The 15,109-nt window shown below is 33.4% G+C and carries 13 protein-coding genes; 5 read left to right on the plus strand and 8 right to left on the minus strand.

All coding sequences use genetic code 11. The features are described from left to right. Window positions 1-7 precede the first annotated feature (7 nt). Together AC1QSP_RS12260 and AC1QSP_RS12265 are read left to right on the plus strand one after the other, a co-directional pair. Window positions 8-1,378 carry an MFS transporter gene (locus AC1QSP_RS12260; RefSeq protein ID WP_484078943.1) on the plus strand — a complete coding sequence of 457 codons (1,371 nt, stop codon included), beginning with the start codon at window positions 8-10 and terminating at the stop codon, window positions 1,376-1,378. A 124-nt stretch (window positions 1,379-1,502) separates the two neighbouring features. After that, entirely contained in the window at window positions 1,503-1,976 is a 474-nt protein-coding gene (locus tag AC1QSP_RS12265; RefSeq protein ID WP_323674070.1) for an Lrp/AsnC family transcriptional regulator, read from the plus strand. A gap of 70 nt (window positions 1,977-2,046) precedes the next feature. Here AC1QSP_RS12265 and ribB read toward each other — a convergent pair whose 3' ends face one another. From ribB to AC1QSP_RS12285, 4 genes are read right to left on the minus strand one after another with little or no spacing between them, the layout of a single operon-like run. Continuing rightward, window positions 2,047-3,174 (minus strand): 3,4-dihydroxy-2-butanone-4-phosphate synthase, encoded by a 1,128-nt coding sequence (ribB, locus tag AC1QSP_RS12270; protein WP_484078944.1) that lies wholly within the window; start codon window positions 3,172-3,174, stop codon window positions 2,047-2,049. 8 nt (window positions 3,175-3,182) lie between these two features. Further along, on the minus strand, window positions 3,183-4,649 hold the full coding sequence (locus AC1QSP_RS12275) for an LptF/LptG family permease (protein WP_484078945.1): 1,467 nt from the start codon (window positions 4,647-4,649) through the stop codon (window positions 3,183-3,185). 3 nt (window positions 4,650-4,652) lie between these two features. After that, window positions 4,653-5,285 (minus strand): outer membrane lipoprotein periplasmic chaperone LolA1, encoded by a 633-nt coding sequence (gene lolA1 / locus AC1QSP_RS12280; RefSeq protein ID WP_322970965.1) that lies wholly within the window; start codon window positions 5,283-5,285, stop codon window positions 4,653-4,655. Between the two features lie 17 nt (window positions 5,286-5,302). After that, window positions 5,303-7,924, minus strand: a complete 2,622-nt coding sequence (locus AC1QSP_RS12285; RefSeq protein WP_484078946.1) for a DNA translocase FtsK 4TM domain-containing protein — start codon at window positions 7,922-7,924, stop codon at window positions 5,303-5,305. Window positions 7,925-8,053: 129 nt separating this feature from the next. Between AC1QSP_RS12285 and dnaX the strand changes: the two genes are divergently transcribed. The 3 genes from dnaX to AC1QSP_RS12300 all read left to right on the plus strand — a co-directional run bounded on the left by dnaX (window position 8,054) and on the right by AC1QSP_RS12300 (window position 10,804). Next, window positions 8,054-9,142, plus strand: coding sequence for a DNA polymerase III subunit gamma/tau (gene dnaX, locus AC1QSP_RS12290; protein WP_484078947.1), 1,089 nt, complete (start codon window positions 8,054-8,056; stop codon window positions 9,140-9,142). A gap of 17 nt (window positions 9,143-9,159) precedes the next feature. Then, entirely contained in the window at window positions 9,160-9,789 is a 630-nt protein-coding gene (locus AC1QSP_RS12295) for a hypothetical protein (RefSeq protein ID WP_484078948.1), read from the plus strand. An 88-nt stretch (window positions 9,790-9,877) separates the two neighbouring features. Next, window positions 9,878-10,804 carry an FKBP-type peptidyl-prolyl cis-trans isomerase gene (locus AC1QSP_RS12300; RefSeq protein WP_484078949.1) on the plus strand — a complete coding sequence of 309 codons (927 nt, stop codon included), beginning with the start codon at window positions 9,878-9,880 and terminating at the stop codon, window positions 10,802-10,804. 51 nt (window positions 10,805-10,855) lie between these two features. Here the strand turns inward: AC1QSP_RS12300 and AC1QSP_RS12305 are convergent, their stop codons facing one another. From AC1QSP_RS12305 to AC1QSP_RS12320, 4 genes are all read right to left on the minus strand, one after another. After that, complete coding sequence (locus AC1QSP_RS12305) at window positions 10,856-11,347, minus strand: TlpA family protein disulfide reductase (RefSeq protein ID WP_322970960.1); 492 nt, start codon at window positions 11,345-11,347, stop codon at window positions 10,856-10,858. Window positions 11,348-11,472: 125 nt separating this feature from the next. After that, the gene (locus AC1QSP_RS12310; protein WP_484078950.1) at window positions 11,473-13,626 is read right to left on the minus strand and encodes a TonB-dependent siderophore receptor; all 2,154 of its coding nucleotides are present in this window, start codon (window positions 13,624-13,626) and stop codon (window positions 11,473-11,475) included. A 126-nt stretch (window positions 13,627-13,752) separates the two neighbouring features. Continuing rightward, window positions 13,753-14,295: an RsmD family RNA methyltransferase gene (locus AC1QSP_RS12315; protein ID WP_484078951.1), complete on the minus strand. Its 543-nt coding sequence runs from the start codon at window positions 14,293-14,295 to the stop codon at window positions 13,753-13,755. Further along, window positions 14,286-15,056 (minus strand): DUF3822 family protein, encoded by a 771-nt coding sequence (locus AC1QSP_RS12320; protein WP_484078952.1) that lies wholly within the window; start codon window positions 15,054-15,056, stop codon window positions 14,286-14,288. Before AC1QSP_RS12320 ends, AC1QSP_RS12315 begins: the two co-directional genes overlap by 10 nt. Window positions 15,057-15,109: the final 53 nt, after the last annotated feature.

Below are 15,109 nucleotides of genomic sequence, written 5' to 3' on the forward strand. Positions count from 1 at the left end.
AAATATTATGTCAAATACATCAGATACAATAGAAATTGTTCAGTCTAAAAGCAAAGTGATTGCTGGGCAAAAACCTTCAAAATCAGATTTAGATTTAACCGTTAAAGACCGTGTACAAGCTATCGTAGGAGGGTCGATTGGAAATTTAGTGGAATGGTATGATTGGTATGCTTACGCCGCATTTGCCATCTATTTTTCATCTTCTTTCTTTCCTTCAAGTGATCAAACTGCACAGTTATTAAATACAGCTGGAATTTTTGCCGTTGGATTCTTAATGCGTCCAATTGGTGGATGGTTATTTGGAACAATTGCCGATAAAATTGGACGTAAACAAGCAATGACATTATCTGTATTATTGATGTCTTTTGGTTCGTTATTAATTGCCTTAACCCCTACCTATGCTACCATTGGAGTTTTAGCTCCTGCAATGTTATTAATTGCTCGTTTATTGCAAGGTTTAAGTGTAGGAGGAGAGTATGGAGTTTCAGCCACTTATTTATCGGAAATGGCAACAGCCGATCGTCGTGGATTTTATTCTTCTTTTCAGTATGTCACTTTAATTGGTGGACAATTGATTGCTTTAGGGATTTTATTAATCTTACAAAAATTAGTTTTAACGGAAGAACAATTAATGAATTGGGGATGGAGAATACCATTTGTTATTGGTGCGATCTTATCCGTTATTGCATTGTACTTAAGAAAAAACTTACACGAGACAGAAGCATTTGAAAAGAATAATGACCAAGATAAAAAGAAAGAATCGAATGGATCGATGAAGTTATTATTGCAGCATCCTAAAGCTATTTTAACAGTAGTTGGGTTAACGATGGGAGGAACATTAGCATTCAATACTTATACGACTTATATGCAAAAATTCTTAGTTAATACAGTGAATTTAACAAAAGAAGAATCGACATTTATTTCTTTCTTATCATTATTGATCTTTGCTGTGTTACAACCATTGTTTGGATTATTATCGGATAAAATAGGTCGCCGTCCATTATTATTAGGATTTGGAGTCTTAGGTACAATTTTTACGGTTCCTTTATTAACGGGATTAGCACAAGTGACGACAATGTGGGGTGCTTTCTTCTTCTTGATGGTTGCCTTAATTATTGTTTCGGGTTATACATCGATTAACGCAGTAGTAAAAGCTGAATTGTTTCCTGCAGAAATTAGAGCCTTAGGCGTTGGATTGCCTTATGCCTTAACCGTTTGTATTTTTGGTGGAACTGCAGAATATTTAGCATTATTGTTTAAACAAAATAATGTAGAGCATTATTTCTATTGGTACATCACGGGATGTATTGCCTTTTCTTTAGTGGTTTATTTCTTTATGAAAGATACCAAAGAGCATTCGATGTTAAATAAAGACTAATACTATATTTTAAATTAATATTACTTTAGATTGTTTATTATTTTGATAAAGCTGAATCTCTGATTCAGCTTTTTTTTTGCAAGAATCGGTCAAATCATTATAAAATAATACCTTTGTAATGGATATGAATAAAATAGAAGTAAATTTAGACGCAACTGATTTAAAGATCATGCGATTGATGCAAGAAAATGCACGTATCAATAATGCTGATATTGCACGTGAATTAGGAATGGCTCCATCTGGAATCTTAGAACGTGTGAAAAAATTGGAACAAAAGCAAGTTATTTTATCCTATCATGCAAAAATTAATCCTGTTGCAATAGGTCAAAAGTTATTATCGTTTATGTTCATAAAAACGACCGATATAATTGGTGATGAAACTGTTGGGAATCAATTGGCTCAAATTCCAGAAGTATTAGAAGTTCATGACATTGCGGGGGATGATGGTTATTTGATTAAAGTACGAACAGCAGATTCAGAAGGATTAGTGGAATTAATGCGAAATTCATTAAGTAAAATTGGTGGAATTACATCTACGCGTACAACGATTGTTTTACAAACGATTAAAGAAGTACCGACGATTGTTATTCCTGAATAATCTCATTTAAAAGACATAAAAAAAGCCAGTTCAAATTGAACTGGCTTTTTCCTTTTATAATGATGAGTAATTATAATTGTGTGTAATCAACAATTTCTAATCCGTATTGTGTCGTATGAGGTTCCTCTGAAATTTTACGAGTAATGACATTCATACGTTTAATGCCTAAATCTTTGATGATTTGAGATCCAATGCCATGGTTTTTCTCATCCTCTGGTAAGATGGCTGTTTCAGCAGATCCATTCGAATATTTTTTAAACATATCCAATTTAGTTTGAACTAAATCACCATCTTGGATATTGTTAATAAAAATAATTGCACCTTTTCCTGCTTCATCAATTAATTTCGCTGTTTTTTCTAATAATGGCGTTTCTCCATTTTGTAAAGCAGCAAATAAATCATAATAATTATTGGATGATTTCACACGAACTGGAACAACATCATTTTCTGTCCATTCTCCTTTCGTTAAAGCAAAGTGAACTTGTGCGTTATTCGTTTGTTTGTATGCCACCAGGTTAAATTCTCCAAATGTTGTTTTCGCTGGAAATTCATCGATGCGTTCAATTAAGTTATCGTGTTTTAAACGATAAGCAATTAAATCTTCAATCGAAATAATTTTTAAATTAAATTCTTTCGCAATTTCTAAAAGTTGAGGTAAACGTGCCATTTCCCCATCTTCTTTTAAAATTTCAACGATACATCCTGCTGGATAATGTCCTGCTAAACGTGCTAAATCAACCGCAGCTTCTGTATGTCCCATGCGAACTAATACACCGCCATCTTTAGCAATTAAAGGGAAAATATGTCCAGGACGACCTAATTCGTCTGGATCGATAGAATCATCGATTAATGCTTGTACTGTTTTCGATCGGTCAGATGCAGAAATTCCTGTTGTACATCCATGACCTTGTAAATCTACTGAAACGGTAAAATTCGTTTCATAGATCGCCGTATTGTGTCCCACCATTAGGTCTAAACCTAATTTCTTGCAACGTTCTTGTGTTAATGGTGCACAGACTAATCCACGTCCATGTGTAGCCATAAAATTAATGACTTCTGGAGTAGCTGATTGAGCTGTACACAAAAAATCGCCTTCATTCTCACGGTCTTCATCATCTACTACGATGATGACTTTACCTTGTTTTAAATCTTCTAAAGCTTCTTCAATTGTGTTCAATTGAGATGATCTTGTACTCATTTTTATATTTATTGATAGCGGGAATGTTCTTCCGTGTTTTGTTTCTTTTTTCTAAACTTATTGATAAAGTCAATAACTGGATCAACATATTTTGAAGCATCAAATAATCCAGAATCTTTATTGGCTTTTACACATAATACAATTGATATCGGTAGTGCAATCATATTCGCAATCCAAGCCGCTGTAAATGGAGTCAATTTACCATTTTTGGCCATATTCTCTGCCGAGAAATTAATAACGAAATATACGACGAAAATAACAATGGATATAATTACAGGCATACCAATACCTCCTTTTTTTACGATAGATCCTAAAGGAGCTCCAATCAAAAAGAAAATGATACATGTAAAAGCGTAAGATAAGTTACGATAATAATGTAAATTGATTTTACTGTAATATTTATCGTTATTTTTAAAGAAATCAACCAAATAGCCTGAGTTTTCTTTTTCACGCTCTACATTTTGAATGGCTTGAATCAAAATTTTATCTTGATCTTGAGGTGAAAATTGATCAAAAGTTACAGTCGGTTCAAGATTGGTTGAATCGACTTTAGAGAACTCTTTTGCATAAAAATAAGAATTATCATATGCTTTTTGTTGCTCTTCTTTATATACCACTTTGAAATTCTCTTTTACTGAATCGATGGTCAATTTTAAATCACTCCCATTTAAAAACTTGTAATGATCCCCCACTTGATTATCACTGTTGTTCTTTTCAATTAATTCCGAAATGTCAAAGTAATAATTTAACGTGTCAAACTTCGTCGTTTGATTTTCTTGCTTTTGTCGTTGCAGTATGTTTTTTCCTTGGATGTTATCGGTATAAGCTGTACCATTAAATAACTCCAATTTCAAATAGCGATTGTCTTCTTTATCAGCTTTAAGTATTCCATTTTTCGCGAGAATCGTCATGGTATTTTCACCAAACCCTGCATTTTGATGAACGAAAATATCTTTTAGAAATTCACTATTTTCTCCAGAAACCTCATTTACTTTTAATTGAAAACCAGGAATGGCGTCAATAAAAACTCCTTCCTTGATTTGCATGGTAGGTTTGGTTTGAATAATCGTGAATAATAAGTTTTTAGCTTTTCGTTGCGATAAGGGCATCACGCGGTCTCCAAAAAAATAAAGACCAACTGACATGGTAAATACCAATACGAAAATAGGAGCAATGATGCGCATCAAGGAAATTCCAGACGCTTTCATTGCTGCTAATTCGTATCGTTCACCAAATCCTCCAAAGGTCATAATAGATCCTAGCAGGACTGTTAGAGGTAAAACTAATTGTATAACGTTAATACCTAAGTATAGTAATAATTCTGCGATGGTATACCATTCTAGACCTTTTCCAATGAATTTTTCCATCTCTTGCCAGGCAAACTGTACAATAAAGATGAAAAATAGAATACTAAAGATGAAAAAAAATGGTCCTAAAAAGGTTTTAAGGATATATCCGTCAAGCTTTTTTAACATTGATTATAATTGAGTAACAATATAGCCTTTAGACTTATATTTCTTTTGGTCAAAGTTAAAGTAATCTTTGTGAATAATTAAATTTTCTAGGTATTCTTTTACGGTAATCGTTGTTTTTGCACCATCCTTACCAAATTCTTGGTATGAATAGATTTGATTGTTTTTGGTATTAATTCCTAAAACAGAATATTTCATTGTTGCATTCTGTGTTGTAGGCGTTAATTTGATGTATTGAATCGGTTGTCCACCAATGGTTTGTTTTTTATCTAACGTGTAGTGGTATCCTGTTTTATAAGAATTTAAAACTTTTGTTGGCGTTAAAAAATCTTCCGTATTTGATGCATTTGAAATTACGACTTCTTTTTCATCCTTGGCAACTGTATATAATTTTTTACCATCAAAAATTTGATTTGTTTGATCCACATTTAAATTAAATTTTTGTTTTGCAGAATAGACTTCCCCACTATTTTTTTGAGTGTTTCCTTTATTCTGATGTTCAAAATCAAATTTAATATAATACGTCTGCGCATTTTGGTATTTATTATACACTTTATCTAACCACTGTTTTGCAGTTTGTGCATTTACCATTCCAACCCCTACTAATAAGAGTATGAAACTAAAAATAGTTTTTTTCATACAATTTGACAATTTTGTTAATTTAAATTATTCAACAACTGTTCCAAACTCACTTCATCTGCGACCAATACTTGTCGCGCTTTACTGCCTTCAAAAGGTCCAACAATACCAGCAGCTTCTAACTGATCAATTATACGCCCTGCTCGGTTGTATCCTAATTTTAATTTTCGTTGCAATAAAGATGCAGATCCTTGCTGTGCAATAACGATTAATCGTGCAGCATCTTCAAACAATTGATCGCGATCAGATAGATCAACATCAACAGATGAACCTTCGTTTTCGCCCACATATTCAGGTAAATGCATTGCGTCTGGATAACCACGTTGTTCTCCAATAAATTCAGTAATATCATCCACTTCCGGTGTATCCACAAAGGCACATTGTAAACGAACAAGTTCATTACCTGTTGTGAATAACATATCTCCTTTTCCAATCAATTGATCAGCTCCTGGAGAATCTAAAATTGTACGTGAATCAATTTTAGACGTTACACGGAAAGCAACACGTCCTGGGAAATTGGCTTTAATTGTACCTGTAATTACATTTACCGATGGACGTTGTGTGGCAATAATTAAATGAATTCCTACGGCACGAGCCAATTGGGCTAAACGTGCAATGGGTAATTCCACTTCTTTCCCGGCAGTCATGATTAAATCGGCAAACTCATCGACGATTAAAACAATGTATGGTAAATAGCGGTGTCCATTTTCTGGATTTAATTTTCGAGCTTTGAATTTAGCATTGTACTCTTTAATATTACGAACAAATGCATTTTTCAATAATTCATAACGATCATCCATTTCGATACACAATGAATTAAGCGTATTAATTACTTTAGCATTGTCCGTAATAATGGCTTCTTCAGCATCCGGTAATTTGGCTAAGAAATGACGTTCAATTTTAGAATATAATGTTAACTCCACTTTCTTAGGATCCACCATCACAAATTTTAATTCAGACGGGTGTTTCTTATAAATTAATGAAGTAATAATTGCATTCAATCCAACCGATTTTCCTTGTCCCGTTGCTCCCGCCATTAAGAGGTGAGGCATTTTAGCTAAATCGGCAATAAAGGTTTCATTGGTAATGGTTTTTCCGAAAGCAATCGGTAATTCCATATCTGCATTTTGAAATTTTTGTGAAGCAATAACCGAATGCATGGATACCATGGATGGATTACTGTTTGGTACTTCAATACCAATTGTCCCTTTTCCTGGAATAGGTGCAATAATACGAATCCCTAAAGCTGCTAAACTTAAAGCGATATCATCTTCTAAGTTTTTGATTTTCGAAATACGAACCCCTGCTTGAGGTACGATCTCGTATAACGTTACAGTAGGACCAATGGTTGCTTTGATGTGTTCAATACCGATTCCGTAATTCTTTAATGTATCTAAGATTCGGTTTTTATTTTGTTCTAATTCTTTTTGATCAATGATGGTATTTGTACCCGATTCATAGCGTTTTAATAAATTAAGCGTAGGAAATTGGTAATTCGGCAAATCTTTTCTTGAGTCGTATTCCCCTTGTTCAGAAATTAAGCGTGCAGCCGTTTCTTCTACTGTTTCTTCTTCGGCAACAGTTTCTACTTCCAATTGTGGACCATCTGTTGTTGGAGGAGTAGGAGGAAGGCTATCTTGATCATCTTCGGCTACTACATCTTCATCTTTAGGCATTTCAAATACAAACGAATTATCATTCGATGCATTTAATTCTTGATCCAAATCATTTTCATTGAGCACCGGTTCATCCGTTAAATCTTCTTCCACTGCAGAAGTAATGTTGATTTCATTTTGAGATCGATCGATTATTTCAAAATCAAAAGCATCTTCTGGTAATTGAGGTTCAATCTCAGATGAAGCAGTGGGCGTAATTTCTTTCGATTTACTTTGATTTTCTACTTCATCATTAAATTTATTTAAAAGCTCTTCTTCCGCTTTAGCAATGCGAATGCGTTCTTCTTCTAATTTTTTACGTAACTCTTCCGCCTTTTCTTTCTCACGTTTTGCCAACTCTATTTTCTCTTGCTCTAAAAGAATTCGATTTTCCTCTTCCTTTTGTAAACGTAATTCTTCTCTGCGACGTTCTTGCCACGCTTGAAATCTTTCCCAGCTTAAGTCGTAACGGACCATTAAGTAAATTAATAATGAAATTCCAAGGATAATTCCTACCCCAATTTTTCCAATAAAACTGTTTAGAAAATCGTTGATTTCAAATCCCATTACGCCAGAAAAAGTAGGATGGTCTGGATATACAAAGCCTAAGAAGATAGGCAACCAAATCACAAAAAATAAGGTTTTAGATAAGAAATAAAATGGTTTGATTTGAGACAAACCTGAAATTTTCTTCGCCGAAAATAACATGATAAAAATTGGAAGAATAAAAGCGGCAATTCCTACCCCATTTTCAATAAATACATGGCCCAGTAAGGCTCCGACTTTCCCTAAAGAATTCTCAGCCTCTACATTTTTATCAATCATTTCAGAAATTTGGCTTTGATCTTCAAATCCATTAAAATAAAAAGAAACAAAGGCTGCTAAAATTGCTATCCCAATACAAAATATTGCGACATAAAGTGATTGTAAATATAGTTTTGCTTTATTTTTTTTGGGTTCTTGTTGCGTGTTTTTTATAGCCATTTTCAATCTGATCTGTGAGTTTGCAAAAATATAAAACTTTAAAGTAGACTTGTTGTAAATCTTAGTAAATTTTACTTTCTAAAATTATATTTTTTATACGAGAATTAAAACTATTATATTTGCCTTCGTATGGAAAATTTTGTTGTCTCAGCACGTAAATACCGTCCTTTAGAATTTGATGATGTGGTAGGTCAATCTTCAATCACAAACACTTTAGAACAGGCAATTACCAGTAATCAGATCCCCCAAGCTTTATTATTTTGTGGACCACGTGGAGTTGGTAAAACAACTTGTGCACGTATTTTGGCACGCAAAATCAATGAAGAAAATGGAGTGTCTGGAGAGAATGACTTCGCATTTAATATTTTCGAATTGGATGCCGCTTCAAATAATTCCGTTGATGATATTCGTAATTTGATTGATCAAGTCCGCATTGTACCTCAAGTAGGGAAATATCGCGTGTATATTATCGATGAGGTTCATATGTTATCTACTGCAGCGTTTAATGCTTTTCTGAAGACTTTGGAAGAACCACCCGCGCATGCTATTTTTATTTTAGCGACAACGGAAAAACACAAAATTATTCCTACCATTTTATCGCGTTGTCAGATTTATGATTTTAAACGTATTTCAGTTGAAGACATCAAAGGTCATTTGATCCATGTTGCTTCGAAAGAAAATGTTTCATACGAAGATGATGCTTTGCATTTAATTGCTCAAAAAGCAGATGGTGCCTTGCGTGATTCGTTATCAATTTTTGACCGCATGGTCACTTTTACGAACAAGAATTTAACTTTAGAAGCGGTTGCAGAAAACCTAAATGTCTTGGATTATGAATATTATTTTAAAATGACAGATGCTTTCTTGTCAAATGATATTCCAGAAGCGATGCTTCAATTCAATACCATTTTAAACAAAGGGTTTGATGCGCATTTATTTATTACAGGACTTGGATCTCATTTCCGTGATTTATTAATGGCTAAAACAACCAATACTGTTCAATTACTTGAAGTAGGAGAGCGTACAAAAGCCAAATATGTAGAACATGCTCAAAAATGTTCTAGTGTATTTTTATTTGGTGCAATTGAAATTTGTAATACAGCTGATATTCATTATAAAACGAGTAAGAATCCTCGCCTAACGGTTGAAATTGCTTTAATGCAGTTGTCTTCTTTAACAGCCGAAGAGCAAGGGCTTAAAAAAAAAAGTATAGGATAGTCCCTCCCTCTTTTTATTTGGCAGAAGATGCTCAACAACAAAGTTCCATTGGTACGAAAGGATCAATGGTTGCTTCTGTTCCGCCATCTGTTGCTCCTAATCCAAGTCCTGTTTCTTCGCCTAAACCGGTGCCTGCTCCTCCAAATCCGAATGAAAATCGAAGAGTAAGCAAGCCTTTAGGAACAGCTAATGGATCTGCATTTAGTTTAAAGAAAATTGTTGAAGAGAAGAAAGAGGCAGCTCCAGAAGAAGAAATTCTTCGCAATGATCTTCCGAGAAATCCATATACTTTAGAAGATGTACAGAACTTCTGGAATAAATTCTTAGAAAAATTAAAGGTTGAGAATAACATTCCTTCATATAATGCATTAGCAACGACAACCATTCATTTAAAAGAAGACAATAATATTGTTCTGGAATTTATTTCGGCTTCATCAGAATCCGAATATGAGATTTATAAAAATCGAATTATGAATGGATTAAGAAACGCGATTAAGAATTTTTATTTTACCATTGAAATTGCCTTTTCGCAATCTGAAGCCAAAAGTCATATCCTTACCTCAAAAGAAAAATTCGACGCTTTTGTTCAAAAAAATCCAACAATCCTAAAGCTAAAAGAAGAGTTTGGATTGGATTTATATGAATAAATCACTAAAAATTCTCCATGTAATTGCTTCAATAAAAAGTGATTTTATAAAATAATTTTGTAAACTTGCATAGTTAAATACAGATATAATGAAAAGAATTCTTGTAGGAATTTTCGTTGTTGCATCATTAGCATCATGTAACAAAGGAAAAACTGTAGAAAAATTAGATAACGACGATCAAAAAGCATCTTACGCTTTCGGAGTTGGATTAGGTGAAGGAGTAAAACAAATGTCTGCTCGCTTAGTAGAATCTGATAGTATTGATTACGCTCAGTTAGAGAAAGGTTTAAGTGACTATTTAAACGGATCTACAGGGAGAGAATCTTACTCTATTGGTCAACAAATGGGACAGCAAATTGAAACTGTTATCCAACAACAACAATTAAATCAATTAGACAAAGACATCATTGTACAAGGTATTATGGATGTGGTGCGTCACAAAAAATTGTTAATCACTCAAGAGGCTGGAATGACTTTCTTAGATGGATATGCGCAAAACCATATGAAAAATACAGCTAAGAAGAATCAAGAAGAGTCTAAAAAATTAGTTGAAGCTAAGAAAACAGGAAAAGCGAAAGCGACTGCCTCTGGATTAGTTTACGAAGTGGTTAAAGAAGGAACAGGAGAAAAACCGAATGCAAATTCTATTGTTAAAGTAAAATATACAGGGAAATTATTATCGAATGGTAAAGTTTTCGATTCTACTGAGAAAAACAATAAAGGTGAAGCTGTTGAATTCCCATTAAATGCTGTTATCCCAGGATGGTCTGAAGGTTTACAATTAATGTCAAAAGGAGCAACTTATAAATTCTATATTCCAGCAGAATTAGGATATGGAGAGAATGGTGCACCAGGCGGGCAAATTGGACCTAACCAAGCGTTAGAATTCGAAGTTGAATTAGTAGACTTTAAAGACGGTGGAGCTCAACCAGCACCATCTCAAGGAGGTTTAACAGAAGAGCAAATGAAAGAATTACAAAAACAATTCGAAGCTCAAGCTCAACAGGGTAAATAATCGGATAAAATCATAACATAAAAAAGCGAATCCCTTGGGATTCGCTTTTTTTTATTTTAAATGATTGAATATTTGGACTACTTCAATCGATCCTCTTTTCATGGTTTCGGTAGTTCCTTTTTTGTCAAATAGGAAGTATGTCGGTAATGTTGTTAATTTTAATTTTTCAGGCATCTCATATTCTGAATCTCTTAAAATTTCAACATTCTTAGCTTCGAATAATTTTGGTGCAATAGGTTTTACTTTTGCTTCGAATTCTGATTGATCATACTCTGTCACAAAAATTATATTAACATCCTTTAATAATTCCATATTATGATTAATCAGTTCAAGGGATAATAAACAATGTATGCATTCGGGAGATACATATCCTAATAACGTTTTTTTGTTTTTCGCAATATCTTTTGAATCAAAAATACCTTCTCCTTTGATTTTGATTAATTGGAATTCAGGAAGGTGAGCAGGGATTTCTACCGTTGCAGATTGTGCTTGACTAAAAATACAGGCGAAAGTAATGCATAGAAAAGTAAAAATAGATTTCATGTGTTTTCTTAAATTTAGTGGAAGATAAGTACTCTTTTTTTAAAAATAAAAAAAGAGACCGAAAAATCGGTCTCCTAAAAATGAATTTTAATTAAACTATTATAGCTTAAAGATTGGTTTGAAATTTAAAATTTATATACGACTTGTGCAGCCATGTTAAATGGATCAATTTGGTTGATATAACCTCCTCTATAATAAGAGTTATATCCCACGGCATCCGTGATATTATTGAAGAATACTCGAATATCAAAATTCTTTAGCGCATATCCTACTTGAGCATTCAATGTAGTATAATCTGGCATTAAGAAAGGTTTTACACCTGGTGTTGTGTTATGAATCACTGTTTTCTTTGTGTATTCGTTTACAGGTCTTGAACCTACATAATATACTCCGGCAGATAATGATAATCCATCTATAAAAGATTGGGTATTTTGAAATTTATATTGTACCCATGCATTTGCAGTGGTATAAGGCGCATTCATTGGACGAGAATTTTCCATATAAGCAGGAGAATCTTCGTAGCGAGAATCTAAATAAGCATAACCTAATAATACTTGTAAGTTAGGTAAAGGTCTACCAGTAATATCTACTTCAACTCCTGAACGTTTTAAGTTACCTGCTAAACCATATAAGTTTGTAGCATTTCCTTCAGCGTCATAAATTTGATAAGATAAATTATCATTGTTCATATTAAAGTAGGTTACATTAGCACGTAAACGATCGTTAAACCAATCTGTTTTTACTCCTGCTTCAATTTGTTTTGTACGCGAAGTTCCTACAGTTCCTCCACCTTCTAATGGATTAGATGCACTTCTTAAGTTAGAAGTCGTTGTATAAGATCCAAAAATGTGAATATTTTTCACAGGTGAAATCATAATTCCCGCCATTGGATCCATAACATCTTTAGAATTTTCACTTGAGTAAGACCAACGTAAACCTCCAACGACTTTCACATAATCTGTAATGTCTACGTGATGCTGTGTCATAAAACCATAATAATAGTTCGTTTCTAAAGGCGTCACCGTTGTTAAATTCATTTGATTCATGTCAAAATCAGTCGGTAAACTATTTGTAAAGTCTTCTAAAACATTGATTTGGTCAATTCCACTTACAGTAGCTGAAGATCTTGCATCAACACGAACAGTAGTGTAATCATACCCGGCTTGCCATTTCCAATTGAAAATACCTGCTTTTAAATCTCTACCCATGATATCGATTTGTACAGTTGAATTACGGTCGTTTTTATACGAACGGCTCATTCCACGGTTTCTTAAAGCATAATTTACATTAGCACCTCTTCCAACAGATAAAGAAGCTCCTTGTTGGTCACGATCATAATATGATGCATAGTATGCGACACGTGCACTAATTTTATCTGTTAATTGACGAGTAGCTCTTAAAGAGTAAGTAATGGCTTCTGATTTTTCAAAATCAGTATCAAATCCTAAGAATTTATGTCCTAAGTTGATTAAAGCTTCAGTATCATCAGCCGCTAGATTCACTGATCCACGATCTGGCACACCATCAAAGTTGTAGTAATCCATTTCTGCGACAACTTCCGTCTTACGGTCTGGTCTCCAAGCCACAGATGGTTGTACATAAAAACGTTTAGAACTAATAACATCTCTATAGCTATCCGCTTGTTGATAAGCACCATTTACGCGGAAAGCAAATTTCTTTTGTTCTCCTAAAGTTCTTTGAACATCAAATGTTGTACGAATTTGATTCCATGAACCAACACGTAAACCAATATTCCCTGCATTGATAAAACGAGGTGTTTTTGTAACTACGTTGATTACTCCACCTGCAGATCCTAATCCATTTCCAACTCCTTGAGTGATTGAAGCTGAACCTTTAATCACTTGGATAGATTCAACCCCTTGCATGTCAGCTACACCTACTGCAGATCTGAAATCAGAGTCTTGTCTTACCCCATTTCTTAAAACTGGAGTACCACGGTATCCACGAATCGACATGGATTCTCTATTTCCACCATAAGACCCAAATAAAGTAACACCAGGAACATTACGAGCAGCTTCTGTGATTGTTAATGCTCCTTGATCTTCAATTAATTTTTCCGATACTACAGATACCGATTGTAATTGCTCTTGTGGAGAACCTGGAAAACGAGTGATGGTTTCTAGTCCACGTTGTTTTTGATTGCGTTCACCAAATATTTCGACTTGTTGTAAATTATTTATAGAATCATTTTCTTGAGCATAAGCATTAATGCTCAATAGTATAGATAGAGTAGTAATTAAGTAGGTATTTTTTTTCATGTAGTTATTTTTATTTGTTCTAAATAATTATAACGCAAAAGTAATCTTAGAATTGGTATAAATAAAAATAAAAAAGGATGATAAATGTCATTTATCATCCTTTTTTTAGAAATATTCTAAATAATTTTATTCAAAAAACGTAAAATGCACGTTTCCGTATTTTTTATGCTGTACAAATCGAGGGTGATCTTCGAATTGAATATGAGATGGGTGTTCTAAAACAAAATTTCCACCTTCTTCTAACCATTCGTTTTCTAAGACTCCATTTAATAATTTTTGATAATCCTCTTCTGGTAAATCATAGGGTGGATCAGCAAAAACAATATCATACGATTTAGATGCTTTTTTATTTACGTATTTGATAGCATCTGCTTTTTGAGTATCAATAATATGATCAAGATTTAATTTTTTAGCTGTATCATCTAAAAATTTGATGCAGCCTACAAAATTATCAACTGAAGTAATTTTTTTAGCGCCACGTGATGCAAACTCTAAACTGATCGATCCAATTCCTGAAAATAAGTCTAAAACTGCGATTTCGTCAAAATACCATTCATTATTTAAAATATTAAATAATGCTTCTTTTGCAAAATCGGTTGTAGGTCTTACAGGTAAATTGTTTGGTGCTGTAATTCTTTTTCCTTTTAATGTTCCTGAAATTATTCGCATTCGAAAATTTTATAAAGTAAATATTTTGGGCCCTTTTCTTGGATGTCCTCATTTGATGAAACAGAATGAACATATTTTGGTAGATGTTCGTAAATGGGATGATCTGCTGAAATATTACCATCTAACGAAACTTCCACTTGACTAGGGTCCAATTGTAATTGTTGCATTGTATTTAAGATATGATAAACAATATCATCATCGCCGATAATGTCATATATATTATACAATGTAAAAATTCCTTTGTTATAAATGCAAAGTTCTAACTTTTGATTGATAAATTGTGCAAATACTTGAATCTTTTCTCGATCGTATTTTATTCTATCCAAAAATTTTTTGGCTGTGTGGGTATAAATGGCATTTGTAAAATTGGGTAAATTTTGAAATACTTTATACAAATGACCAAAGTTATTGAAAGCGATAGAGGCATCAATTTTGGAAAGAGGACATACAAGTTGATCTTGAGGCCATTTTTGAATATAATTCGTTTCAGAACGTTCGTCAAGATATGCTTGAGGTACAATGACTACTGGTGTCGATTGATAACAAACAATGATTTGATTGTAATATAATAATAAAGGGAGATGATTTTTTATCATCCCTTCGATTTCTTCATAGGCTACCGATTGATTCAGATCTTTCATTGCGATGACGATGGGTTCTGAATAAAACAGTTCGTCGTGCTGATTCGTCTTTGTTAAAAAGGTAATTGTATCATGGGATACCAAAAGCGCTAAAGATTTAGTAGATGAATTTTCTGACATAGCAACGATTTATTTCAGTTCGTTTATTAAGATATAGATCAAAGCGAATGATA

The organism is Faecalibacter sp., from assembly GCF_057177045.1.